Genomic DNA, 22804 nt, shown 5'->3' with positions numbered 1-22804 from the left:
GGACCACCGGGTACTTTCGGGCAACGCGCGAGTCAGCGCAGGATGCAGTCGAGGCCGAGCCCGACGCCGGTGAGGACGTACTGGCAGATGTGCGACGCGTGGGCCGCGTCGGTCTCGGTGCACGACAGCGGCACCCCGAGCAGGTCGACCGAGCAGTAGGCGTAGAACTGGTCCGGATTGCCCGGGACCGGGTCGGCCGACGCCGGAGCCGCCGCGGCGACCACCGCGGAAATCGTGAGCGCAGCGGCCGTCGCCAGGGAAGCGATTCGGGTCTTCATCGTGCTCTCCTTCCGCAATCTCCCCTGTGCGTCAGGGGTTTGTGCTGATCAAGATTCCCCGTCCGGACCGCGTTCACCTCCGGGTCACCGGAAAGTGTCACGCCGGCGTCCCGCGAACCGAACAGCTCGTGAACTTCACGCTGCGTGATTACGTCCGATCGTCGGTGTCACCGGACAGCCGTGCTCACCTACGCTGGCGCTGCCCTGCCGAGGTCCCCTGGAGGCTCCCGTGATGGCCGACCCGCACGAGCTCACCCGACGCAGCTTCCTCGGCGGGGTCGCCGCCGCCGGCGCGCTCGGCGCGTTGCCACCCGGCATGGCCGAAGCGCTCGCCGAACCGCGCGTCTCCGGCAGCCTGTCGGACGTCGAGCACGTCGTGGTCCTCATGCAGGAGAACCGCTCCTTCGACCACTACTACGGCACGATGAAGGGCGTCCGCGGCTACGGCGACCGCTCGGCGATCGTCCAGCCGAACGGCCAGGACGTCTTCCACCAGCCCGATTCCGGGCGCAGCGACGGGAAGTACTTGCTGCCGTTCCGGGTGGACACGACCAAAGTGGACGGTCAGGACCTCGGCGACCTCGGCCACGGCTGGACCGACCAGCACCAGGCGATCGCCGGCGGCGCGAACACCGCGTGGATCCCCGCCAAGGGCGAGATGACCATGGGGTACTTCGACCAGGGCGACATCCCGTTCCACCGCGCGCTGGCCGACGCGTTCACGGTGTGCGACCACTACTTCTGCTCGGTGCAGGGCCCGACCACGCCCAACCGGCTCTACCTGTTCACCGGCACGATCGACGCCGACGGCAAGGCCGGCGGCCCGGCGAACTACAACCCCGCCGACTACAAGCCGGTCTTCAGCTGGACGACCTACCCGGAACGCCTGCAGCAGCACGGCGTTTCGTGGAAGGTGTACGCCAACAAGGAGGTCGGCGACGCGAGCGGCTCGTTCGTCGGCGACTACGGCGACAACCCGCTGTGGCTGTTCAAGGCCTACCACCAGGACTACAGCTCGGATCTGTCCAAGCGGGCCAGTGTGTTCAAGACGTGGGCCCCGGACTCGGGACAGGGCAAGGACGTCGACCACGTCCTCGCCGAGTTCAAGGCCGACTGCGCGAGCGGCTCGCTCCCCCGCGTGTCGTGGGTCGTCGCGCCCTACGGCTACTGCGAGCACCCCGAAGCCCGCCCGGTCGACGGCGCTGCGTACACCCAGACCGTCTTGAACGCCTTGTGGGCCAACCCGAAGCTGTGGGAGTCCACAGTGGTCCTCATCGACTACGACGAGAACGACGGGTTCTTCGACCACGTCGCCCCGCCGATCGCGCCGTCGGGCACCGCGAGCGAGTACATCGGCGGCAAGCCGATCGGCCTCGGCGCGCGGGTCCCGATGACGGTGATCTCGCCGTGGAGCCGCGGCGGCTGGGTCAGCTCCGAGGTCACCGACCACACGTCGGTGCTCCGGTTCCTCGAGCGCTGGACGGGCGTCGCCGAGCCGAACATCAGCGCGTGGCGGCGGGCGATCTGCGGCGACCTCATGACGTGCTTCGACTTCGGCACCCCGAACGTGCAGATCCCGCTGCTGCCGGACACCTCGGCGCTGCGCAAGCAGGCCGACGACACCCAGAAGAAGCTGCCGAAGCCGGCCCCGCCGGCGACCGGGAAGCAGCAGGTCCCGGTGCAGGAGCCCGGCACCCGGCCCGCCCGGGCGCTCCCCTACCGGCCGTCGGTCACGACGTCCCTGAGCGCCGACCGCAAGATCCTCACGACGACGTTCGCCAACCAGGGCACCGCGGCCGTGCAGCTGATGGCCTACCGCAACGACGGCCAGACCGACGGCCCGTGGCCGTACGACCTGGCCCCGGGGGCGCAGGTGAGCGACACCTGGCGGATCCAGCTCTACGGCGGCGGCAAGTACGGCGTCGCGGTGCACGGCCCCAACCGGTTCCGCTGGGTCCTGGCGGGCGACGCGAACAGCGCGGGCGCGGGCGTCGACGTCCTGGGCAGCTACACGACGGACGACAAGCTGCGGCTGACGATGCGCAACAGCGGCACGACGGCCGTGCACGTCACGGTGACCGCGAACCACTACCGCGCGGACGGGCCGTGGACGTACGCGCTGGCCGCGGGCCAGACGGTGACGGACGACTGGAACCCGGTGGCGTACGGCAACGGCTGGTACGACCTCTCCGCGACGCTCGACGCCGACCCGAAGTTCCTCCGCCGGTTCAGCGGCCACCTGGAGACGGGCGCCCCCAGCGTCACCGGCTGAGGCGATCAAGCTCGTGACGGCGGTTCACAGGTGCATGGCGAGCCAGAGCGCCACCCACGCCGCGGCGGCGAGCAGTGCTCCCGCCGCCGCGGCGAGGAGCACCCGGCGCAGGCCGCGGGCGGGTTTCGCGGACGTCTCGATGTGGTCCATGAAATCGATCATCACCCACGCGCGCCCGACACGACAGCCGGCGCGCTCGTCCGGGCGACCCCTGCGCGGGGTACCCCGGATGGCCGCGACGCACGTCACTCCCGGCCGCGGAACACCAATCCGGCCGAAGCGTTGTACTGGGTGTCGGTACGGCGGTGCCCCCGGGCCTCACCCCTTGCCTTCACGGAATACCGGTAACGCTGGAGCCGTGTCGTGCCTTCCGCCGCGAGGCGGCCCCCGTACCGGCCCCAAACCCCCGTTCCCTCCCGGGCCTCCCCCGTGCGCCCGGGCGGGAGCGGGCCTACGGCAGGATCGAGTCGACGTACCCGCCGTCGACCCGCACCGCCGCGCCCGTGGTCGCCGAAGCGAACGGGGAACTCAAGTACACCACCAGGTTCGCGATCTCTTCGGGTTCGATCAGCCGCTGCAGCAACGACTGCGGCCGGTGCTTCTTCATGAACTCGCGCTGGGCCTCTTCCCACGGCAGGTCCTTGTCGACCAGCTCGTAGACGAAGTCCTCGACGCCCCCGGTGTGCGTCGGCCCCGCGATCACGGCGTTCACCGTGACGCCGGTGCCGGCCGCGTGCTTGGCGAACCCGCGCGAGACCCCCAGCAACGCCGTCTTGGACACCCCGTAGTGGATCATCTCGGCCGGGATCACGACCGCGGAATCGCTGGCGATGTACTGGATCCGGCCCCAGCCGCGCCCGGTCATCCCGGGCAGGTACGCGCGGGTGAGCCGCACCGCGGCCAGCACGTTGACCTCGAAGTAGCGCCGCCAGTCGGCGTCGGTGATGTCCAGGGGCTCCTGCGCGCCGAAGATGCCGAGGTTGTTGACCAGGATGTCGGCGTCCGGCACCTCTTCGACGACCTGGGCCGCGCCGGCCTCGTCCGAGACATCACCCGGCGCCGGGATCAGGTCCGCGTCCGGCTGGTCCTCCTTCAGGCGCGCGATGGCCTTCGCGACCCCGGTCTCGCTCCGGCCGTTGACCGCGACCCGCGCGCCCGCGGCGGCCAGTCCCGCCGCGATCGCCGAGCCGATGCCCTGGGTGGACCCGGTGACCAGGGCCGTCTTCCCGCTGAGGTCGACCCGCATCGTGAAAACCCTTTCTCGCGTCGGCCGTTCCCCCCGGCCGATCCAAGCACAGGCGCCCGGTGCGCACCGGCTGGAAATACGGTTGCCCCGCCGGGCGCCCGGCTACACCATCTGCGCATGACCTCTCACCGCACGCCGCTCCTGCCGACCGCCGCCGCCACCGCGCCGGTCCAGCAGCAGCCGGGCCGGCCGCGGAGGTCGATCACCCCCGCGCCGTGACGGGCGCGCTGCTCGCCGGCCTGCTGGCCGGCTACGGCATCGCGATCCCGGTCGGCGCCGTCGCGACCTACCTCGTCGCGCTCGCCGCCCGCACCTCGCTGCGCACCGGTCTGGCCGCGGCCCTCGGCGTCGCCACGGCCGACGGCGTGTACGCGCTGGTCGCGGTGCTCGGCGGGGCCGCGATCGCCGGGGTCGTCACGCCGGTCGCGGGGCCGTTGCGGCTGGTGTCGGCCGGCGTCCTGGTCGTGCTGGCGGTCCGCGGCGCCGTGCTGGCGCTGCGCTCGCACCGCGACACCACCGCCCGGCCCGTGACGCCGCTCGCGCCCGGCCGCGCCTACGTCAGCCTGCTCGGCATCACGCTGGTGAACCCGACGACCGTCGTCTACTTCACCGCCCTGGTCGTCGGCGACCGCGCCGGGGACGCCGTCTCGGCGCTCGACCAGGTCGTGTTCGTGCTCGCCGCGTTCGCCGCCTCGGCGAGCTGGCAAGCGCTGCTGGCCGGCGGCGGGGCACTGCTCGGGCGCGTCCTCACCGGGCCGCGGGGCCGGCTGGTGACGGCGCTCGCCTCCAGCGCGGTGATCACGGCGCTGGCCGTCCGGCTTGTCCTGTCTTGAGCGGAGAACCGTTGCGGTGTAACGGTTTGCCCGGTTCCCGGCCGCACGGACGAAGACGTTCCGCGGCCGGTTCCGCGGCTAGCCTGGGCGGGACGCGGACGGGAGGCGGCCATGACGATGCCGATGGGGGCGATGTCCGGCTGGGACGTCGCGGGCGCGGCGCTGCTCGTGCTCTGGGCGCTGGCCATGTGGGCCGCGGTCGCGGTGCTGGCGTACGCGAACCGCACGCCGGTGCGGCCGTGGGTGTACCGCGGCTCGGTCGCGGTGATCGGCATCGGCGTGCTCGGCCAGCTCGGCCACGTCCAGGAGCACATCGCGCAGGTCGGCTACTGGCTCGGGCACCCGAACGCGCCGGCGTGGATGACGCCGTGGGGCACCGGGCTCGCGAACGGCCTGCAGATGCTGCTGCCGGACCGCAAGACGTTCGGCATGGAGCTGCTGCACCTCACGGGCAACTTCATCTTCCTGGCCGGGCTGGCCGGGGTCATGGTGATCACGCGGCGGGCGCGGGGCACCCGCGCCCGCCGCTGGGCCAAGATGGGCGTCTGGATGCAGGGCCTGCACGGGCTCGAGCACCTGGTCCTGACGCTGTCCGTGGCGTTCGGGTCGCGCGCCATCGGCCTCTCGACGTTCTTCGGCCTGGTGGACCCGGGCCCAGGCCTGACCACCTACCGCGTCTGGTGGCACTTCGTCGCGAACGTCGTCGGCTCGATCATCTTCGGGCTCGCGCTGCACCACCTGTGGCGCGAACGCCGCGAGGTCCGCGCCACCTTCTTCCTCCGGGGACTCCCCGCGGTCACCGAGCGGGCGGCGTAGTGCACGTCAGCGTCGGCAGCGCCCAGTCCGCGTGGTCGTTGCCGTTGCCGTCCCCGCCGTCGCCGACCAGCAGGTCCAGGACCTGGGCGCCGGTGACGTCGACGTCGATCGGCACGGCCGCCTGGCCACCGCGCACCACCGGCGTCGTCACCTTCGTCGTCCCGTCCGCCGAGACGCTGAAGCTGACGCTGCCGCCGGTGCCCGTCTCACCGTCCACGCCCACCGAAGCCGTCAAGCGGGTGCAGGCGCCCGCCAGGTAGAGCTGGACGTCGCTCGCCGCGTGGGCGCCCAGGCCCTTCGCGTACGCCACCCCGCCGATGGTCATCGGCTTGCCGTCGCCGGCGTTCGCTTCACCGTTGCTCGTGTCGCGCTCGACCGGGCCCCAGCCGTTCGTGGCGGTGAGGAACGGCAGCGAGCTGACGGCCACCTGCCCGGCCGGCGGCGCGGGCGGCACCGCGCCGACGATCCGCTCGTCCGAAGCCGACCCCGGCCGTCCGGCCTGCCGGTACGCCACCGCCACCTTCAGCGCGGATGTGTCCACTGTGGAGGGAGCGGTGACCGGCCAGGTGAAGGTCGCCGCCCGGCCGCCGTCGACCTTCGCCACCGAAGGCGGGGACGCCGGCCCGACGGTCCACCCGGCCGGCGCGGTGAGCGCCGGCTTGACGTCGAACGCCGGGGGCGCGTCCGCGGCCACCCGGACCGTCGCCGAGGCGGTGAACCGCTGCCCGCCCGACGCGGTGTCCGGCGCGGTCAGCGACACGGTCGTGGTGGGCGCGGCCGGCATCGCGTACCGCGCGGGGTCGAAACCCGGCGAGGCGTTCTGCCGCACGGTCAGCGGCGAGGAGTAGCTGCCGTAGTTCGTCCACGCGATCTTGCCGAGGCCGCCGGTGCTGCCGTCGAGGTTCCACACCGCGACCGCGATCGTGTTGTGCCCGTTCGGGTTCAGAACCCCGTTCGGGATCGGGAAGCTGTGCTGCGGCCCGAGGTGGTTGACGTACTGGCCGAGCTGCCAGCCGTTGACGAACAGCAGCGCCCGGTACTGCCGCGCGGGGTCGTCGGTGATCGTCAGGCCGAGCGAGGTGTCCTGCCCGCGGGGCAGGTCGAGATCCGCGGTGGTGCGGTACCAGGACACGCCCGGGGTCGTGTCCTTCGCCGGCAACGACGTCGACGTCCAGCGCCCGTCGGGGAAGCCGGGCAGCGACCAGCCCGCGCGCTCGCCGTAGAGGCCACCGGTGTTGAGCGGGCCGCGAACCGGGTCGAGGCCGGTCTCGCCGCCGCGGACGCCCTGCAGCCGCCAGGTCACCGACGTCAGCGGCGACCCGGTGAGCCTCGCGGAGGTGAGCCCGCGCGCGGCCTTGTTGCCGTTGTTCGCGCCGTAGTCCTCCTCGTGCCCCATGTTCACGGTCAGCACGGAAATCTCGTTGTCGCCCGGACGCACCGAACCAGCCGGGAAGGCGAACGTGTGCTGCGGATCGGTCGAGCTGCCGAGGAAGACGCCGTTGAGCCACGCCGAGAACGCGCCGGCCGGGCCGCCGCTCTGGCTCGACAGCGTGATCCCGGTCTGCTTGCCGTCGCTCGCGAACCGGCCCCGGTACCACGTGTTGCCGGTGTGGAAGCCGTAGTCGTCGGCGAAGAGCACCGGCTTCGTGCCGAGCGCGGTCGAGCTGTTGGTGGTCTGCTTGTCGGCCACCGGCCACGCCGAGTCGTCGAAGCCCGGCTGGCTCTCCGGCGACTCCTGCTGGTGCTTCCACCCGCTCAGCGCGGGCAGGGTCACCGGTTTCGCGGTCGGCGCGGCGGCGGTCAAGCTGCCGCTCGGCGTCGGCTGCGTCACGACGCGGGAACCGTTCCACGACAGCGACTTCTCGGCCGCGAAGACCTCGAACGCGCCGTCGGTGCCGGTGTCGCCGGTCAGGTTCAGCGTGCCGTGGTCGTCGGCCGCGGTCCGCACCAGGTGCGTGCCGCGCACCAGCACCGGGCCGGCCGCGGTGTCCTGGCGCCAGAACGTCGCCGCCATCGCCTTGTCCGCGAGCAGCAGGAGCAGCGGCCGCTGCCCGGGTGCGGTGACGAGCACGCGGGTCAGGCCGTCGTGGGTGTAGTCCAGCCGCAGGTCACCGCGAGTCGCGTCCCAAGTGGACGTCGCGGCGCCGCCGAGCACCTGCACGGACGGCTGCTGCGCGAACCGCAGGACGGTCTCGCCCGGGCCGCCCTTGTCGCCGTACAGGACCGCGACGTCCCGGCCGCCGATGGCCGCGTCGGTCATGATCTCCGACGTCGAGTACTGCATCCGGGTCTGCCCCAGGTCGTACCCGGCGACGACGATCTTCGACTGGCGGCCGTTCAGCGTGAGCCCGGTGCCGGGCTGCTGCGGGACGACCGGGTAGTAGTCGCCGCTGCCCGAGAGCAGGTCGACGGCGTCCACGACGACGAACGGCCCGGTCGCGCTCGCGTTCTTCTGCCCGGTGACGACGATCTTCAGCGTGTGCGCGCCGGCGGGCAGGCCGCGCACCTCGTAACCGGTGACCTGGTTCTGCTTGCTGCCCGCGTAGAGGTCGACGGTGCTGACCTTCGCGTCGTCGAGGTAGACGTCGGCGATGCCGTGGCTCGGGTCCTTCGACGTCACCCAGCGGATCCCGGTGCCGGTGAAGGGAATGCTCACGCTGTCGCCGGTCGCTTGCGAGAACGACTCGGTGTGCTGGTAGTCGCCGCCGGTGTAGTTCACCTCCGGCCCGACGTGGCTCCACGTGCCGGCGTAGCCGACCTCGGCGGCGCGGTCGTCGTAGGTGTAACCGGCGTGCGCGGCGAGGTCGAGTGCCATCGTGGTGGTGTTCGTGGCGGTGGACGTCGAGTCGGTGTGGCGCAGGGTGTGGAACTGCGTGCGGGTGTCGGGGTTGATCCGCGCGGTGTCGGTGAGCGCCGGATCGGTCAGCGGCGCCGAGGCGAGCCCGTCGGTCTTGGTCAGCGGCGTGACGGACTGGGTGAAGTACCCGATCAGCTTGTCTTCGTTGTACTTCGGGTCGAACTGGCGGCCTTCGGTGATGGCGGCGCCGTAGTCGTAGGACGTGTAGTTCTGCGGGATCGCGCTCCAGCCCCACGAGGTGCCGCCGTGCAGCATGTAGAAGCTCTGGCCGGTGGCGCCGACCGCGATGTTCTGCTTGTAGAACACGTTCGCGAACTGGTCGTTGATCAGCTGGGCGCACTTTTCGTAGCCGGGGCCGCCCCACGGGTCGAAGGCGCCGCCCTGGAACTCGGCGGTGATCAGCGGCTTGCCCGGGACGTGGTCGTAGCTGATGTCGGGGACGCCGTTCCAGCGCGTGGGGTTGGAGCAGTCGAAACCCTGCGGGTAGGAGTCGGCGGCGTCGACGTCGAGCGCGGCCTCGCCGGCGTTGAAGGTGCCGTTGTTGTTGCCCACCAAGGGAACGGTGATGCCGTCGGCGCGGGCTTTGTCCTCGAGGTGCTTCATGTACGCGCGGCCGTCGGCGTTGCCGTTGTAGTACTCGTTCTCGACCTGGTAGGCCAGCACGCTGCCGGTGCCGTTGGTGAGCTGGTGGCGCTGCAGGATCCGGTCGATCTGCGTCTGCCACTCGTCGGAGTACTTCAGGTAGACCGGATCGGCACTGCGGGTGTGACCGGGGGTGGTGGACAGCCAGGTCGGGAAGCCGCCGCCGTCGACCTCGGCGTTGATGTACGGCCCGGGCCGCGCGATGACGTAGAGCCCGGCCTGCTGGGCCATGTCGAGGAGCTTGTCGAGGTCGCGGACGCCGGTGAAGTCGTAGACGCCCTGGCGCGGCGAGTGGTAGCCCCAGTCGAAGTAGAGGGAGGTCGCGTTGAAGCCGGCGGCCTTCATCTTCTGGAAGATGTCCAGCCAGAGGTCGGGGCTCGGGAGCCGGTAGGAGTGGAACTCGCCGGACCACAGGTAGGTGCGGTTGCCGTCGACCAGGAAGGAGTAGCCGTCGTAGGTGACGGTGTGGGCCGCTTTCGGCGGCGGCGCGGCGGAGGCTTGCGGGACGGTCACCCCGACCAAGGCGAGCACGGCGACGAGCAGGGTGCGGACGGCGGCACGCATGCGGGGACCTCCAGGAACGGCACTGAACCGAACACGATCCTTTGCCGATCACACAGAAGCGGTCAAGATACAACACCGGGATGGATCAGTGCCGACGTCGTGTTAGCGCTAACAGACCTGGTCGCTGTCTTGACCGAGTCGTTCGGGACGGTTCAGCGGGGGCCGGTGCTCTCCCGGACGATCAGCTCGGCCGGGACCAGGTGCCGCGCGCGGGTGTCGCCGCCCGCCATGCGGTCCTCCAGCAGCCCGAACGTCTTCCGGCCGACCTCGATGAAGTCCTGCCGGACCGTCGTCAGGGGCGGGGTGAAGTACGCCGCCTCGGGGACGTCGTCGAAGCCCGCCACCTGGACGTCCTCCGGCACCCGGATCCCGGCTTCGGTGAACGCGCGCAGCAGGCCCAGCGCCATCTGGTCGTTGGCCGAGAACACCGCCTTGAGCCCGCGCTTGCCGACGAGCGCCCGGCCGGCCTCGTAGCCCGACCGCGGGCTCCAGTCGCCGCGCACGACCGCGGGGACCCGCAGGCCACGCCGCTCCAGGGTCTCGCGCCAGCCGCGTTCGCGGTCGCGGGCCTCCAGCCAGTCCTCCGGGCCCGCCAGGTGCCAGACCGTCTTGTGCCCCAGGGCGAGGAGGTGCTCAGTGGCGCGGCGGGCGCCGTCGTACTGGTCGACCGAGATCACCGGTACCGGCGCCGACTCGCCGCCGCCGACCGCGACCACCGCGATGTCGCCCGGGACCGCCGCGAGCGCCCGGCCGGCCGTCACGTGCGGGGCGATCACGACGATCCCCTCGACCGCCTGGCGCCGCAGGCTTTCCACGGCGTCGCCGATCGACGTCCGGCCCGGCCGGGTGACGCTGCAGATCGCGACGCCGTACCCGGCCTCGCGCGCGGCGTTCTCGATGCCGTAGAGGGTGCTCGCCGGCCCGTAGAGGTTCGACTCCAGCGCGACCACGCCGAGGGTGCCCGACCGGCCGGTGACCAGCGTCCGCGCGGCGGTGTTGGGCCGGTACCCGAGCTTCTGCACCGCGGCGAGGACCCGCTCGCGGGTTTCCGGGCGCACCGGCCCGCTCTCGTTCACCACGCGCGAGACGGTCATGTGCGAGACCCCGGCCATGCCGGCGACGTCGGCCAGGCTGGGCTGCCGCGGCCCCGGAGCCGACGTCCTGGCCTGCTCCCCCGGCTTCGCCCGGTCCACCACCCTGGCCCCCTTCGCCTCGCTCCGCGTCACCACCGGGGAAACCGTACCGCCGAACGGGCCGTCACCGGCGGACGCCGGGCGCGTCAGGACCGGGCGAACCGCGCCGGGGTCGTCGGCGCGGTGCCCGTCCGGCGCTTCGACGTGGTCTCCGGCGGCGCGGGAGTCGCCGTCGTGGCCACGCTCGTCGTGAGCGGCGGCGCGGGCGGTGGCGCGGTGGGCACCGGTGGCCGCACCGCCGCGGCCGCGGCCAGCATCGCCACCACCACCCCGCCGCACGTCGCGGCCAGCAGCATCGCGCTTCCCCTGGGCATACCGGTTGTTGTCCGCAGGCCCCGGCGCTGTTCGGGCCCGGAGCCCGGATGTGGCCCGCGTCTCATCGGGGCGGGCGGCCGGGGACGCGGGCGGCGGGTCGCGACAACCAGTAGCGTGACCAGAATCGTGGAACGGCTCGACCGGCCCGACCTCGCCGCGAAGGATCCGAAAGAGGTCTTCTCGCGGCTCTTCGACGAGTACGCCCGTCCGCTGCGCGGGTACCTCGCGGGGCGGGTGGGCGTGCACGCCGCCGACGACCTCGTGGCCGAGACGTTCGTCGTCGCGTTGCGAAGACGCGCCAGCTACGACCCCGAGACGGCGCCCATCCGCGGCTGGCTCTACGGGATCGCCACCAACCTGCTGCGCAACCACGTGCGCCAGGAGGTGCGCGGTTTCCAGCTGACGGCGAAGGCCGGCGTCGAGGAGCGTCCGGAGGACAACCACGACACCGCGGTGGCCGGCCGGGTCGACGCGGCCGCGCGCCTGCGCGTGCTCGCCGGCGAGCTGGCCGCGCTGTCCGAACAGGACCGCGACGTCCTGCTGCTCACGTCCTGGGCCGGGCTCGAACCGGCGGAAGTCGCCGAAGCGCTCGGCGTGCCCGCCAGCACGGTCCGCTCGCGCCTGCACCGCGTCCGCCACCGCCTGCAGGCCCTGCTCGTCCCCACCGAGGAGAACCCCCATGCCTGAGCTCGACGAAACCCTCGAGCTGCTCCACCGCGACGCCCGCACGGCGCCGGCCGACCTGTCCGCCGCCCGGGCGCGGCTGATGGCCGAGCTGGCAGTCGCGCCCGCCGTCGTCCCGCCGCGGCCGAAGCGGACCCGCCGGTGGATCGCCGTGCCGGTCGCCGCCGCCGTGGCCGGCGCGGTCACGGTGGCCGTCGTCGTCCAGACCGGCCCGGCCCCGGACGCCCCGGCGGTCGCGGGTCCCCCGCCGAGCGCGCACCCGAGCGCGAACCCGACCGCGAACTGGCCCGACATCAAGCTGATGTCGGCCCCGCAGGTGCTGAACCGGGCGGCCGACCTCAGCGTCGGCGCGGCCGACCAGCCCGTCGGCCCGGGGCAGTTCCGCTTCGTCGCGGAGCACACGTGGGTGCAACGCGGCGTCCACACCGGCGCCACCACCGGGTACACGTACCTGTGGGAGCAGCAGGTCGACCGCTGGATCCCGCCCGACGAGCACGACGTCTGGCAGGAGAACCGCCGGATCCTGAACACCGGGAAGTTCCTGGGCGGCTCGGTGCCGCAGTCCCAGGCGCCCGTACCGGAGGTCACGGACACCGACCAGGGCCAGTGGCAGGGCCGCTGCGGCGACTTCTTCCCGAACGCCAAGCCGCCCAAGAAGTGCGCCGACCCCACCGACTGGGACAGCCCGGCGTTCTACGCGACGCTGCCGCACGACCCGGCGGCGCTGTACGCGAAGCTGCGGGCGCTGACGGCGGGCCGCGGCTCGACGCCCCGGGCGATGTTCCACTACGGCATCGAGATCCTCCGGGCCGGGGTGATGCCGGCCGGGCTGCGCGCGCAGTGGTACCGGGCGCTGGCGAAGATCCCGGGCATGACGGTGCTGGCGGCGGAGACCAACCTCGACGGCCGCACCGGCGTCGCCCTCGGTCTCGACGACCGCCACGAGATCCGCCAGCTGATCATCGACCCGGTGACCGGGCAGTTCATCGGCGAGCGCCAGGTCGCGGGCGCGGAGCCGGACGAGCCGTGGATCAAGCCTGGCACGGAGATCGGCGCGAGCGCGCTCACGACGGGCGTCGCCACCCGGCTCGGCGAGGTGCCGGCCAAGTAGGAACGGCGTGTTAGCGTCGGCGCCGTGGTGGCGGTTCTGCTGCTGGCGGTGCCGGTCGGCGTCTTCATCGGAGCGATCGGCATCGGCGGTGTCCTGCTGCCGCCCGCGCTGACGTGGCTCGCCGGCCTCGACGTCCACGCGGCGGCGGGCACCAGCAGCTGGGCCTTCCTGTTCACGGGAATCGTCGGCACCACGGCCTACGCCCGCCACCAGGCCATGCCGTGGCGCTTCGGCGGGTGGCTCACGCTCGGCGCGGCCCCGGCCGCGGCGGCCGGCGCCCTGGTCAACGGCGTCGTCCCGGCGACGGCGCTCTGGCTGTTCCTCGCCGTCGTGACGGCCGGTTCCGGCGCCTTCAACCTCTGGGCACGCCCGCGCGAATCCCGCGACCTGCCCGCGCCGGCCGCCGTCGCGGTCGGCGCGGCCGTCGGGTTCGGCTCGGCGCTGACCGGCACCGGCGGCCCCGTGCTGCTCGTCCCGGTGCTGCTGGCCCTGGGCGTGCCCGCGTTGACGACGATCGCCGCCGGCCAGCTGATCCAGCTGCCACTGGTCGGGTTCGCGACGCTCGGCTACGCGGCGCACGGATCCGTCCACTTCGGACTCGGCAGCGTGCTGGGGGTCGTGGCGGGCGCGGGAACACTGCTGGGCACGCGGCTCGCGAGGAGGCTGCGCGGCCGAAGCCTCCACCGCATCGCCTCGGCGGCCCTCGTCGGCTTCGGCGCGTTCCTCGGCGTGCTGGCGTTTCTCCCTCGCTAGAAGGGAAAGCCGCGGCCCACGCCGGTTCGGCGTGGACCGCACCTGCTCGCGGCCGGCCTCACGCCGGCGCGAGGCGCACGCAGCAGAACCCGGGCTGCGGATCGAGCCGAGCCCGCAGCCGGCGGTCCCCAGCACCGTCGAGCAGGCCCTCGACCAGGCCCAGGTTCATCTCGCAGACCAGCCGCGTGTGCGTCCGGGCCAGCCGCTGGAACGGGCAGTTGCCCAACAGCACGCCGTCTCCTTCCACGCGCGGCTCGAACCCGTGCTCCTCCAGCGCGGCGACGACGTCCGATGCCGCCAGTCCCGCGCCGTGCTCGCGGGCGCGGCGGCCCAGGATCTCCCGCGCCGACCCACCGGTCTCGTCGGCTTCCTCGATCGCCGACGCGAGGAGCTCGCCGGCCAGCTCGTAGTGCCGCTCCGGCACCGAGACGCTCACCTGCCGGTCCGACCGGCGGTAGAGCTTGGCCGGGCGGCCCGCACCCGGTCCGGTGCGGCCGCTGCGGCGCTCGTACTCGACGGCCAGCAACTGCTCCTCGACCAGGCGGTCCAGGTGGAAGGCGACGGTCGCGCGGGGCACCGCGAGGGCCGCAGCGACGTCGTCGCGGCTGACCGGCTGCGGGCGCCGGACGACGTACTCGTACAGCCGGCGGCGCGTCGGCTCGTCGAGCGCCGCGACCGCGGCCAGCGCGCCGGCCTGGGACTTGTGCATCCGAGCACTCTAAAACACACAACCGTTGACGAAAACCCCGGCGGGCTTCTAACGTCGGCACGTCTTGGTTTTAGAAGGAGGCCTCCGTGACCGTCGAACCCGTCAGCGAACCGGTGCCGCTGCGGCACCTGGGCGTCGTCCACGAGCGCGACGCGATGGACCTGCCCGTGGCGGAACGCGCGGTCGCCGACCTGCTGCGCGCCCTGGGGAAGGACCCGTCGTCCGAGCACCTGGGCGACACGCCGCGGCGGGTGGCCGGCGCCTTCGCGGAAATGCTGAAGCCGCGCGACTTCCGGCTGACGACATTCCCGAACGACGAGGGCTACGACGAGCTCGTGCTGGCGAAGAGCATCCCGGTGCAGTCGCTGTGCGAGCACCACCTGCTGCCCTTCCGCGGCGTCGCGCATGTCGGGTACCTCCCCGGCGAGCGGATCCTCGGGCTGTCGAAGCTCGCCCGCGTCGTCGAGATGTTCGCGCGCGACCTGCAGGTGCAGGAGCGGCTGACCAAGCAGGTCGCCGACTGGCTGCAGGAGCACCTGGCACCCAAGGGCGTCGGGGTCGTGATCGAAGCCGAGCACCTGTGCATGTCGCTGCGCGGCGTGCGGGCCACCGGCGCGCTCACCGTGACGTCGGCGCTGCACGGCCTGCTGCGCGAGGAACCCAAGACGCGGCAGGAGTTCTTCGCGCTGACCGGGGTGAGTGCCTGATGGACGCGTTCGTCATCGCCGGCGCGGGGCTGGCCGGCGCGAAGGCCGCGGAAACGCTGCGGGCGGAAGGGTTCGCCGGGCGCGTCGTGCTCGTCGGCGCGGAGCCGGACCTGCCCTACGAGCGGCCGCCGCTGTCGAAGGGCTACCTGCTCGGCCAGGACGACCGCGCGTCGGTCTTCGTCCACGACGAGAAGTGGTACGCCGACCAGAGCATCGAAGTGCTGACCGGCCGCCGCGTCACGGCACTCGACCGCGCCGCCCACGAAATCGAGCTGGCGGGCGGCGAACGCCTCGGCTACACGAAGCTGCTGCTGGCGACCGGGGCGTCGCCGCGGCGGCTGCGCGTGCCGGGCAACGACCTCGAGGGCGTCCACTACCTGCGCCGGCTCGTCCAGGCCGACCGGCTGCGCGACGCGCTGGCCGCGGGCGGCCGCGTCGTCGTCGCGGGCGCGGGCTGGATCGGCCTGGAAACGGCGGCCGCGGCCCGGACCTACGGCTGCGAGGTGACGATCGTCGAGCCGAGCCCGTCCCCGCTGCACGCGACGCTCGGGCCGGAGCTGGGCGCGTTCTTCGCCGAGCTGCACCGCCGCCACGGCGTCGACCTGCGGCTCGGCACCGGGGTGACGGGCTTCGCGGGCGACACGTCGGTCACGGCCGTGCGGACCGACGCGGGCGAGATCCCGGCCGACGTGGTGATCGTCGGGATCGGCGCGCGCCCCGAGACGCAGCTGGCCGAGGAAGCCGGGCTGGCGGTCGACGACGGCGTCCGCGTGGACGCGTCGCTGCGCACCGAGGACCCGGACGTGTTCGCCGTCGGCGACGTCGCGAGCGCGTGGCACCCCGCTTACGACCGCCACATCCGCGTGGAGCACTGGGCGGCGGCCACGAACGGCGGCCCGGCGGCGGCGCTGTCGATGCTCGGCCGCGAAGTGGTCTACGACGACCTGCCGTACTTCTTCTCCGACCAGTACGACGTCGGCATGGAGTTCACCGGCTGGTTCCCGCCCGGCGGGTACGACCGCGTCGTGACCCGCGGCACGGACGAGGCGTTCCACGCGTTCTGGCTCGCGGGCGGCCGGGTGGTCGCCGGCCTGCACGTCAACCAGTGGGACGAAGGCCTCGACGCGGTCCGCGAGCTGATCCGCGGTGGACGGACGGTCGACCCGGACCTGCTGGCCGATCCCGCCCGTCCCCTCCCGAGCTAGCCGCGCCGGCTACGGCTCGTGAGTGAGAAACAGTGTTGGAACACTGTTTCTCACTCACGACCGTCAGTTGTCCCGCCGGTGCCGTCCGCCGCGCGAACCGGCGATCGCCCGGACCCGCAAGGCGAGGTCGCCGCGGCGCGCCCGGCGGGCGTACTCCAGCAACGCCTCCGCCTGCTCCTCCGGCAGCCAGCCCTCCTCGGCCCCGACTTCGAGGCACAGCAGGTGCCCCACCAGCTCGCGCGACTCGACGTCGTTTTCGCCCGCCAGCTCGGCGAACCGGCGGGCCGCTTCGGCTTCGCCGTCGCACCACGCCGTCATCGCCAGGAGCGTCGCCGTCGCCGTCAGGATGTCGCCGCGGTGGACGCCTCCCTCCGCCGCCAGGTGCTCCGCCAGCTGGAAGCTGCGCGTGCCGACCCCGCCGGCCCCTTCGCTGCGCACGGCTCTCGCCAGTGCCCGGATCTGCTGCGTGACATAGTCCCCGCTCGACAACCCCGACATGCTGTCCCCTCTGCCGCGCACGACAATTCGTGCGTCACCCGTCAGGTGTATCGCATCGGCGGCCAGATACGTCGGATGCCCCACGGCTTTGCGCCGAGTGGGCGTGGGATCAGCCCGAACGGCCGCCGTCGGCGTGTCGCTGCGACAGGTACACCGCCGCCGAGGTGCGCCGCTCGACCCCGAGCTTGTGCAGCACCGACGAGACGTAGTTCTTCACGGTCTTCTCGGCCAGGAACAGCCGCTCGGCGATCTGCCGGTTGGTCAGGCCTTCGGCGACCAGGTCCAGCACCCGCCGCTCCTGCGGGCTGAGCTGCTCGTACCGCGGGTCCGGGGCCGCCACGTCCGCGCCGCGCAGCTTGTTCATCACCGACGCGGTCAGCGTGGCGTCCAGCAGCGAGCCGCCGACGGCGACCGTGCGGACGGCGTCCACGAGGGACCGGCCCGACACCTGCTTCAGCATGTACCCGGCCGCGCCCGCCATGATCGCGCCGAACAGCGCGTCGTCGTCCGAATAGGACGTCAGCATCAGGCACGCGGGCGGCGGCGCGACCGTCGAGCGGATCTCGCGGCAGACCTCGACGCCCTGGCCGTCGGGCAGCCGGACGTCGAGGATCGCCACGTCCGGGCGGGACTGCGGGATCCGGACCAGGGCCTCGGCCGCGGTCGCCGCCTCGCCGACCACTTCGATGTCCGATTCGGACTCGAAGACGGTCTTCAGCCCGGTGCGGACCAGCTCGTGGTCGTCCAGGAGGAACACCGAGATCGTCATCGTCCACTCCCCTGCTCGCCGGTCCGCGCCGGCAGCTCCGCGGTCCATTCCAGACGCGAGCCGCCGGCCTCGGCGGCCGCCAGCCCGCAGGTCCCGCCCCACCGTGCCGCACGCGCGGCCAGGTTGCCCAGCCCGCTGACCCGGCCCGGCCCGGACGGGGGACCCGTTCCGTCGTCGCGCACCGCCAGGGTCAGCCGCCGGCCGGCGGTGTCCACGGTGACCTCGACCGAGCACGCCGTCGCCCCGGCGTGGCGCGCCACGTTCGTCAGCGCCTCGCGCAGCGACGCGATCAGGTCGGACCGGACGGCGTCCGGCACCGCCGCGTCGAGCGGCCCGTCGAACCCCACGCGCGGCTCGAAGCCCAGCGTGTCCCGCGCGTCGACGGCCACCCGCAGCAGTTCCGCGCGCAGGCTGCCCTGCGCCTGCGCGGGCGCCTGCAGCGAGAAGATGCTGTTGCGGATCTCGCGGATGGTGCCGTCGAGGTCCTGGGCGAACCCGGCGACGCGCCCGGCGACCACCTGGTCGGCGATCAGCCTGCTGACGCCCTCCAGCCCGAGCCCGGTCGCGAACAGCCGCTGGATGACCAGGTCGTGCAGGTCGCGGGCGATCCGGTCGCGGTCCTCGAACACCGCCAGCTGCTGGCGCGCGTCCTGGGCCCGGGAGAACTCGACCGCGAGCGCGGCGTGGCCGGCGAACGTCTCGGCCAGCTGCACTTCGGCGTCGGTGAACGGTGTCTTGTCCCGGAACTTCGCGACGACGAGCACGCCCAGCGTCTCCTCGCCGACGATCAGCGGCACCGAGATCGCCGAGTCCAGGTCCTTGATCATCGCCGGCATCGACCCGGCGCGGTCGCGCTGCTGTTCCTGCACGCGCTCCCCGTAGTCGCGCACGACGACCGGCTTGCGGGTGGTGTACGCGACGCCGGTCGCGGTGCCTTCGGTCGGCACGGTCACGCCGGTGAGCCGGTCGGCGTCCTCGCCCGGCGGCTCGACGATGTCGAAGACGAGCTGCCCCGGCCCGTCCGGCAGCGCGATCGCGCCGGCCGTGCCGCCGGCCACGACGCGCGCGCGTTCGGCGATCAGCCGGAGGGTCGCGTGGAAGTCCTTCGTGGCGAGCAGGGCGCGCGTGACGTCGTAGGAGGCTTCGAGCCATCGCTCGCGGCGGCGCATCTGGCCGACCAGAACGGCCTTGTCGACGGCCATCGCCGTCGCCCCGGCGACCGCGCCCAGGACCTGCCGCTCGCGGGGGCCGAACTCGCGGCCGGCGGGCGGTTCCACCCGGAAGGTGCCGAACACCTTCGCCCCGGCCCGCACGGGCAGCTCGACCACGCCGTTGCCGCCGGCCCGGCCGTACTCGGCGACGCCGCCTTCGGGGCCGGTCAGCTCGACGCGACCGTGCCGGGCGCCGACCAGGTCGCACACCGCCGCGACCGCGGTCTCCAGCACCGCCGGAACTTCCAGCTCCCGCGCGATCCCGGCCACCGCGGCCAGGATCGCCGGCATGCCGATTTCGTCCGCCACTTCCCGCCGACCCCGTCTGTCCGATCCCGAGAGTGCCCTCGGGCCGTCAAGGGTCCCACAGGCGACTGCCCGTGTCGGCCCAATCCGGTTCGTCCATCCGGTGGGTCGATCGGCGGAATCGCTTTGTTACGCGGAGTGGCAGCTGATGCGGTGACCGGTGATGGTCTCGACCGGGATCCGCAGGAACCGGCGGCCGTTCAGGGCCGGGCACGGGCACAGGCAGGCGACGCCGGCGTCGTCGACCGGCGACTCGGTGGCCCGCCCCAGCAGGCTGACGTACCACCCGGCGCCGAAGTCGTCGGCGAAGTCGTCGGCTTCGAAGGCCACCACGGCGTCGCGGGCGCCCGCGTAGAGGGGGCTCCCGGCCGGGACGGCGAACACGACGGCCTCGTCGACGACGGCGAACCGCACGGGGCGGACCGCCGGCATGGCCCGGTGGGTGAAGATCACCCGCCCGAGGCTCGCCGTCCGGAGCAAGGCCAGGCACTGCTGCCGGTCCAGCAGCAGCCCGAAGCCCACGTCGTCCACCATCGCGTTCCCTGTGTTTCTCCTGTGAAAAATCCCCGGCCACCAGCGTGATCGGTGGGCCGGGGCAGCCGGTAGGGCCGTTCGGCCCGGGCGCCGCCACGCACCCCGGCACGCACACCGGGGGTGTGGGCACCAGGGCCGGAAGACCCGGGCCGTGGCGGCCGCCCGGCCGGTGTGGCGGCCACTCCGGGTGACCTAGCGTCGTGACAGTCCGTCGCCGAGGAGAGGTGAAGTCCGATGCCGCCGCAGTCCGCCGCGGGCGAACCCGCACCGACGGCGACGTTCAGCCTCGACCCCGCGCTGGTCCGGTCCGCGATGTCCGGCAACCGCGCCGCGGTCGCGGGGGTGCTGCGCGCACTGCGGCCGATGGTGTTCCGCTACTGCCTCGGCCGGCTCGGCACGTGGCAGGACGGGTCGTCGGACGCCGAGGACTGCGCGCAGGAGGTGCTCCTGGCGGTGGTCGGCGCGCTGCCCGGGTACCGCTACGCGCCCGACGGCTTCCTGGCGTTCGTGTTCGGCATCGCGGCGCACAAGGTGTCCGACTTCCACCGCCGTCGCGCGCGCGACCGGACGAGCCCGGTGGCCGAGCTGCCGGTCGACCGGTGGACCGGCCCGGACCCGACGGGCGAGGAGGTCGAGCGCGCCGCGGGGCTGGACTGGTCGGAGGGGCTGCTCGACACGCTCCCGCCTCGCCAGCGGGAAATCCTGGTGCTGCGCATCATCCTGGGCCTGTCGGCCGAGGAGACGGCGACGGCGGTGGGGTTGAGCAGCGCGGGCGCGGTCCGGGTGGCCCAGCACCGCGCCCTGACGACGTTGCGGCGCGGACTCCTCGACCGGAAGCGCGAGGTGTCCTGAACGAGCGGGCGCGAAGGTCCGGGAGCGGCGGATCGAGGGACTTGGCCTCCTCCGATCCGGCGCTCCCGGACCGGGTCGCCGGGTCGCGACCGTCAGCGAAGGGACGGCGCGGTCTCGTCGTTGACGTTCTCCAGCCGCCGGCCGGTCGTGCGCGGGCCGAGCACCGCGACGTCCAGCGCGACCACCACCAGCGCGCCCGCCACGACCAGGAACAGCGTCGTCGGGCCGTGCGAGCTCAGCAGCGGCACCAGCACGAACGGCATCGCGCCGCTGGCCAGGCGGGAAAGCGAATAGGTGCCGCTGGACGCCGTCGAGCGCAGCGCCGTCGGGAAGATTTCGGCCTGGTAGATGTGGAAGGCGTTCGAGAACAGGTTGCTGGTCGCGGTGTAGAGGAAGCCGAACACGAGGATCAGCGCCATCGACCCCGCGTAGCCGAAGGCGACGCCGAACGCCGCCATCGCCAGCACCGAGCCGACGACGAGGTACTTGCGCTCGACGCGTTCCACGATCGGCAGCGACAGCGCGGACCCGACCGGGTAGCCGAGGTAGGTCAGCGCGGCGAACAGCAGCGACTGCGAGACCGCGTACCCCTTGGCGGCCAGCACCAGCGGCACGAGCGTGCCGAAGCCGTAGTAGCCGAGCGTCTGCAGGACGTGGAAGACGACCATCATCCCGGTGCGGCGGCGCAGCGCGGGGCCGAACAGCTCGCGCACCGGCGCGGCCGCGCGCTTGCGGGTGGTGCCGCGCGGCGGGGTCGGCGTCGCGGTCGCGGTGCCGCGGGCTTCGGCTTCCATGCCCGCCACCAGATGCTCGGCTTCCTCGTTGCGGCCGACCGATTCCAGCCACCGCGGCGACTCGGGCAGGCCGCGCCGCAGCAGGAACACCGCGCCCGCACCCAAGGCGCCGAGCACGAACAGCCAGCGCCAGCCGGCGATGCCCAGGATCTCGTGCCCGGTCAGGCCGCGGGCGAGGAAGCCGACGACCGGGAAGCCGCAGAAGGCGAGCGTGTACGCCCACGCGATGAACCGGCCGCGCTTGCGGGCCGGGAGCAGGTCGGTGAGGTAGGTGTCGGCCAGCGGCGGTTCCGCGCCCAAGCCGATGCCTGCGAAGAACCGCGTCACGAGCAGCATCAGCGCGCTGCCGCTGAACGCGCCGAGCAGCGAGAACAGCGAGTAGAGCCCGAGGTTGAGCAGGAAGGCGCCGCGGCGGCCGAACCGGTCGGCGAGCCGGCCGAGCAGCAGGGCACCGAAGAACATGCCGACGAACGTCGACGCCAGCAGCGGCGGCAGCTCCGCCTTCGTGAGCGAGAACTCCTCGACGAGCACCGAGCTCAGCACGCCGGTCAGGAAGACCTCGTAGAAGTCGAAGAAGAGCCCGAGCCCGACGGCGACGGTGGCCCGGCGGTGCGTGCGGGTGATGGGCAGCCGGTCGAGCCGGCCCGCGATCGTGCCGGTGTCCGGCACGGCGGCGTCGGGGATGTTCGCCATCCGTCGTCTCCTTTGACTTCTCCACTATGTGGTTGGCCAACCCATAATGTGACGGGCCCGCGGCAGAGTCAAGGGCGCGACCGCGCCCGGCACGTCGCGAAGACAGGATGGATCAGAGAGCGGCGACCCGCTCGACACCCGGCCGGTACCCCAGCCGCTCCGAAGCGCGGCGCCCGGCCTCGGTCACGATCGGGGCCAGCCGCGGCACGTCGGCCGCGGTGAACCGCTGGGTCGGCGCGCCGATCCCGATCGCCGCGCTGACCTCGCCGTTCAGGCCGAACACCGGGGCGCTCAACGACGCCGCGCCCAGGTCGCGTTCCTCGAAGCTCACCGCGTAGCCGGCCTCGCGGATCTGGCCCAGCTGCTCGGTGAGCAGGTCGATGTCGACGACCGTGCGCGGGGTGAAGCGGGCCAGGCCGTGACCGATCGCGTCCTTGATCGCCAGCTTGTCCCAGGCCAGGAACACCTTCCCGGCCGAACCGGCGTGCAGCGGCATCACCATGCCGACCACGAAGAGCCGGACCACCGGGTGCCGCGACTCGGCCAGCGAGATCACCGTGCGGTACGCGCCGTCGCGGACGTACAGGCAGGCCGTCTCGCCCGTTTCGTCGCGCAGCTGCTGCAGCACCGGCCGGGTCAGCCGGACCAGGTCGAGGCCGAACGTCCCGGGCGCCGCCCAGCGGACCAGGCCGAGCCCGACGCGGTAGGTGTCGTCGTAGCGGTCGAGGAAGCCCTCGCGCACCAGGTTGTGCACCAGCCGCTGGCACGTGCTCGCCGGCAGCCCGGTCGACCGGGTGATCTGCTGCAGCGTCAGCTCGGGGTCGTCGATCGTGAACGACTCGAGGATCTGCTTGAACTTGCGCAGCACCAGGACCGGTGTCGTGCCGCTGCGTTCTTCCTCTGCCATCGCCCCGCCCCGTGCCGTGGTGTGCCGCACAGTCTATCCACGCTCCGCGCTGTTG

The 22804-nt window shown here is 72.9% G+C and carries 22 protein-coding genes; 9 read left to right on the top strand and 13 right to left on the bottom strand.

Annotated elements, in window-relative coordinates; all coding sequences use genetic code 11:
• Positions 1–32: 32 nt before the first annotated feature.
• The gene (locus ACIRSS_RS43275; RefSeq protein WP_400906183.1) at positions 33–278 is read right to left on the bottom strand and encodes a hypothetical protein; all 246 of its coding nucleotides are present in this window, start codon (positions 276–278) and stop codon (positions 33–35) included.
• 232 nt (positions 279–510) lie between these two features.
• Between ACIRSS_RS43275 and ACIRSS_RS43270 the strand changes: the two genes are divergently transcribed.
• Positions 511–2550, top strand: a complete 2040-nt coding sequence (locus ACIRSS_RS43270) for a phosphocholine-specific phospholipase C (protein ID WP_400906180.1) — start codon at positions 511–513, stop codon at positions 2548–2550.
• 24 nt (positions 2551–2574) lie between these two features.
• Here ACIRSS_RS43270 and ACIRSS_RS43265 read toward each other — a convergent pair whose 3' ends face one another.
• Both ACIRSS_RS43265 and ACIRSS_RS43260 read right to left on the bottom strand, forming a co-directional pair.
• Positions 2575–2700: a hypothetical protein gene (locus ACIRSS_RS43265; RefSeq protein ID WP_400906177.1), complete on the bottom strand. Its 126-nt coding sequence runs from the start codon at positions 2698–2700 to the stop codon at positions 2575–2577.
• Positions 2701–3001: 301 nt separating this feature from the next.
• The gene (locus ACIRSS_RS43260; protein WP_400906174.1) at positions 3002–3796 is read right to left on the bottom strand and encodes an SDR family NAD(P)-dependent oxidoreductase; all 795 of its coding nucleotides are present in this window, start codon (positions 3794–3796) and stop codon (positions 3002–3004) included.
• A gap of 215 nt (positions 3797–4011) precedes the next feature.
• Here ACIRSS_RS43260 and ACIRSS_RS43255 point away from each other — a divergent pair, with 215 nt between their 5' ends.
• Both ACIRSS_RS43255 and ACIRSS_RS43250 read left to right on the top strand, forming a co-directional pair.
• Positions 4012–4629 carry a LysE family transporter gene (locus ACIRSS_RS43255; RefSeq protein ID WP_400906171.1) on the top strand — a complete coding sequence of 206 codons (618 nt, stop codon included), beginning with the start codon at positions 4012–4014 and terminating at the stop codon, positions 4627–4629.
• Between the two features lie 111 nt (positions 4630–4740).
• Entirely contained in the window at positions 4741–5445 is a 705-nt protein-coding gene (locus ACIRSS_RS43250; protein WP_400906168.1) for a DUF6008 family protein, read from the top strand.
• On the opposite strand, the gene ACIRSS_RS43245 is transcribed toward ACIRSS_RS43250, so the two are convergent.
• From ACIRSS_RS43245 to ACIRSS_RS43235, 3 genes are all read right to left on the bottom strand, one after another.
• Complete coding sequence (locus ACIRSS_RS43245) at positions 5426–9508, bottom strand: beta-galactosidase (protein WP_400906165.1); 4083 nt, start codon at positions 9506–9508, stop codon at positions 5426–5428. The two genes, ACIRSS_RS43250 and ACIRSS_RS43245, sit on opposite strands and share 20 nt — an antisense overlap.
• Before the next feature lie 152 nt (positions 9509–9660).
• Entirely contained in the window at positions 9661–10704 is a 1044-nt protein-coding gene (locus tag ACIRSS_RS43240; RefSeq protein WP_400907776.1) for a LacI family DNA-binding transcriptional regulator, read from the bottom strand.
• 83 nt (positions 10705–10787) lie between these two features.
• On the bottom strand, positions 10788–11015 hold the full coding sequence (locus ACIRSS_RS43235) for a hypothetical protein (RefSeq protein WP_400906162.1): 228 nt from the start codon (positions 11013–11015) through the stop codon (positions 10788–10790).
• A 115-nt stretch (positions 11016–11130) separates the two neighbouring features.
• On the opposite strand from ACIRSS_RS43235, the gene ACIRSS_RS43230 reads away from it, so the two are divergent.
• The 3 genes from ACIRSS_RS43230 to ACIRSS_RS43220 are packed head-to-tail and all read left to right on the top strand — an operon-like array spanning position 11131 to position 13564.
• Positions 11131–11703, top strand: coding sequence for an RNA polymerase sigma factor (locus ACIRSS_RS43230; RefSeq protein ID WP_400906160.1), 573 nt, complete (start codon positions 11131–11133; stop codon positions 11701–11703).
• Positions 11696–12811: a CU044_5270 family protein gene (locus tag ACIRSS_RS43225; RefSeq protein ID WP_400906157.1), complete on the top strand. Its 1116-nt coding sequence runs from the start codon at positions 11696–11698 to the stop codon at positions 12809–12811. The genes ACIRSS_RS43230 and ACIRSS_RS43225 overlap by 8 nt, the downstream gene beginning before the upstream one ends.
• A gap of 24 nt (positions 12812–12835) precedes the next feature.
• Positions 12836–13564 carry a sulfite exporter TauE/SafE family protein gene (locus ACIRSS_RS43220; RefSeq protein WP_400906155.1) on the top strand — a complete coding sequence of 243 codons (729 nt, stop codon included), beginning with the start codon at positions 12836–12838 and terminating at the stop codon, positions 13562–13564.
• A gap of 58 nt (positions 13565–13622) precedes the next feature.
• On the opposite strand, the gene ACIRSS_RS43215 is transcribed toward ACIRSS_RS43220, so the two are convergent.
• A complete protein-coding gene (locus ACIRSS_RS43215) occupies positions 13623–14273 on the bottom strand; it encodes a helix-turn-helix transcriptional regulator (protein WP_400906152.1) in 651 nt (216 codons plus the stop codon).
• Positions 14274–14428: 155 nt separating this feature from the next.
• On the opposite strand from ACIRSS_RS43215, the gene folE reads away from it, so the two are divergent.
• Positions 14429–14980 (top strand): GTP cyclohydrolase I FolE, encoded by a 552-nt coding sequence (gene folE / locus ACIRSS_RS43210; RefSeq protein ID WP_400907774.1) that lies wholly within the window; start codon positions 14429–14431, stop codon positions 14978–14980.
• Positions 14980–16185, top strand: a complete 1206-nt coding sequence (locus ACIRSS_RS43205) for an NAD(P)/FAD-dependent oxidoreductase (RefSeq protein WP_400906149.1) — start codon at positions 14980–14982, stop codon at positions 16183–16185. The genes folE and ACIRSS_RS43205 overlap by 1 nt, the downstream gene beginning before the upstream one ends.
• A gap of 63 nt (positions 16186–16248) precedes the next feature.
• On the opposite strand, the gene ACIRSS_RS43200 is transcribed toward ACIRSS_RS43205, so the two are convergent.
• The 4 genes from ACIRSS_RS43200 to ACIRSS_RS43185 all read right to left on the bottom strand — a co-directional run bounded on the left by ACIRSS_RS43200 (position 16249) and on the right by ACIRSS_RS43185 (position 19503).
• Positions 16249–16683, bottom strand: a complete 435-nt coding sequence (locus ACIRSS_RS43200; RefSeq protein WP_400906146.1) for a hypothetical protein — start codon at positions 16681–16683, stop codon at positions 16249–16251.
• Between the two features lie 109 nt (positions 16684–16792).
• Complete coding sequence (locus tag ACIRSS_RS43195; RefSeq protein ID WP_400906144.1) at positions 16793–17452, bottom strand: response regulator; 660 nt, start codon at positions 17450–17452, stop codon at positions 16793–16795.
• Entirely contained in the window at positions 17449–18954 is a 1506-nt protein-coding gene (locus ACIRSS_RS43190; protein ID WP_400907771.1) for a GAF domain-containing sensor histidine kinase, read from the bottom strand. Before ACIRSS_RS43190 ends, ACIRSS_RS43195 begins: the two co-directional genes overlap by 4 nt.
• A gap of 144 nt (positions 18955–19098) precedes the next feature.
• Complete coding sequence (locus tag ACIRSS_RS43185) at positions 19099–19503, bottom strand: pyridoxamine 5'-phosphate oxidase family protein (RefSeq protein WP_400906141.1); 405 nt, start codon at positions 19501–19503, stop codon at positions 19099–19101.
• A gap of 234 nt (positions 19504–19737) precedes the next feature.
• Here ACIRSS_RS43185 and ACIRSS_RS43180 point away from each other — a divergent pair, with 234 nt between their 5' ends.
• Entirely contained in the window at positions 19738–20355 is a 618-nt protein-coding gene (locus ACIRSS_RS43180) for a sigma-70 family RNA polymerase sigma factor (RefSeq protein WP_400906139.1), read from the top strand.
• 92 nt (positions 20356–20447) lie between these two features.
• Here ACIRSS_RS43180 and ACIRSS_RS43175 read toward each other — a convergent pair whose 3' ends face one another.
• Together ACIRSS_RS43175 and ACIRSS_RS43170 are read right to left on the bottom strand one after the other, a co-directional pair.
• On the bottom strand, positions 20448–21842 hold the full coding sequence (locus ACIRSS_RS43175) for an MFS transporter (protein ID WP_400906136.1): 1395 nt from the start codon (positions 21840–21842) through the stop codon (positions 20448–20450).
• 112 nt (positions 21843–21954) lie between these two features.
• Complete coding sequence (locus ACIRSS_RS43170) at positions 21955–22749, bottom strand: IclR family transcriptional regulator (RefSeq protein ID WP_400906133.1); 795 nt, start codon at positions 22747–22749, stop codon at positions 21955–21957.
• Between the last annotated feature and the right edge of the window lie 55 nt (positions 22750–22804).

It is taken from the genome of Amycolatopsis sp. NPDC101161, assembly GCF_044768185.1.
Lineage (GTDB): Bacteria > Actinomycetota > Actinomycetes > Mycobacteriales > Pseudonocardiaceae > Amycolatopsis.
The sequence above is the reverse complement of the archived record's forward strand: the minus strand, read 5'-3'. Positions and strand labels throughout refer to the sequence as shown.

Bases quoted from the DNA above. Each gene is read 5' to 3' on its own strand.
- ACIRSS_RS43185 (WP_400906141.1), bottom strand. From the start codon at position 19,503: ATGGTGGACGACGTGGGCTTCGGGCTGCTGCTGGACCGGCAGCAGTGC.
- ACIRSS_RS43190 (WP_400907771.1), bottom strand. From the start codon at position 18,954: ATGCCGGCGATCCTGGCCGCGGTGGCCGGGATCGCGCGGGAGCTGGAA.
- ACIRSS_RS43270 (WP_400906180.1), top strand. From the start codon at position 511: ATGGCCGACCCGCACGAGCTCACCCGACGCAGCTTCCTCGGCGGGGTC.
- ACIRSS_RS43245 (WP_400906165.1), bottom strand. From the start codon at position 9,508: ATGCGTGCCGCCGTCCGCACCCTGCTCGTCGCCGTGCTCGCCTTGGTC.
- ACIRSS_RS43200 (WP_400906146.1), bottom strand. From the start codon at position 16,683: ATGTCGGGGTTGTCGAGCGGGGACTATGTCACGCAGCAGATCCGGGCA.
- ACIRSS_RS43180 (WP_400906139.1), top strand. From the start codon at position 19,738: ATGCCGCCGCAGTCCGCCGCGGGCGAACCCGCACCGACGGCGACGTTC.
- ACIRSS_RS43205 (WP_400906149.1), top strand. From the start codon at position 14,980: ATGGACGCGTTCGTCATCGCCGGCGCGGGGCTGGCCGGCGCGAAGGCC.
- ACIRSS_RS43170 (WP_400906133.1), bottom strand. From the start codon at position 22,749: ATGGCAGAGGAAGAACGCAGCGGCACGACACCGGTCCTGGTGCTGCGC.
- folE (WP_400907774.1), top strand. From the start codon at position 14,429: ATGGACCTGCCCGTGGCGGAACGCGCGGTCGCCGACCTGCTGCGCGCC.
- ACIRSS_RS43175 (WP_400906136.1), bottom strand. From the start codon at position 21,842: ATGGCGAACATCCCCGACGCCGCCGTGCCGGACACCGGCACGATCGCG.
- ACIRSS_RS43250 (WP_400906168.1), top strand. From the start codon at position 4,741: ATGACGATGCCGATGGGGGCGATGTCCGGCTGGGACGTCGCGGGCGCG.
- ACIRSS_RS43235 (WP_400906162.1), bottom strand. From the start codon at position 11,015: ATGCCCAGGGGAAGCGCGATGCTGCTGGCCGCGACGTGCGGCGGGGTG.
- ACIRSS_RS43215 (WP_400906152.1), bottom strand. From the start codon at position 14,273: ATGCACAAGTCCCAGGCCGGCGCGCTGGCCGCGGTCGCGGCGCTCGAC.
- ACIRSS_RS43195 (WP_400906144.1), bottom strand. From the start codon at position 17,452: ATGACGATCTCGGTGTTCCTCCTGGACGACCACGAGCTGGTCCGCACC.
- ACIRSS_RS43225 (WP_400906157.1), top strand. From the start codon at position 11,696: ATGCCTGAGCTCGACGAAACCCTCGAGCTGCTCCACCGCGACGCCCGC.
- ACIRSS_RS43265 (WP_400906177.1), bottom strand. From the start codon at position 2,700: ATGGACCACATCGAGACGTCCGCGAAACCCGCCCGCGGCCTGCGCCGG.
- ACIRSS_RS43275 (WP_400906183.1), bottom strand. From the start codon at position 278: ATGAAGACCCGAATCGCTTCCCTGGCGACGGCCGCTGCGCTCACGATT.
- ACIRSS_RS43260 (WP_400906174.1), bottom strand. From the start codon at position 3,796: ATGCGGGTCGACCTCAGCGGGAAGACGGCCCTGGTCACCGGGTCCACC.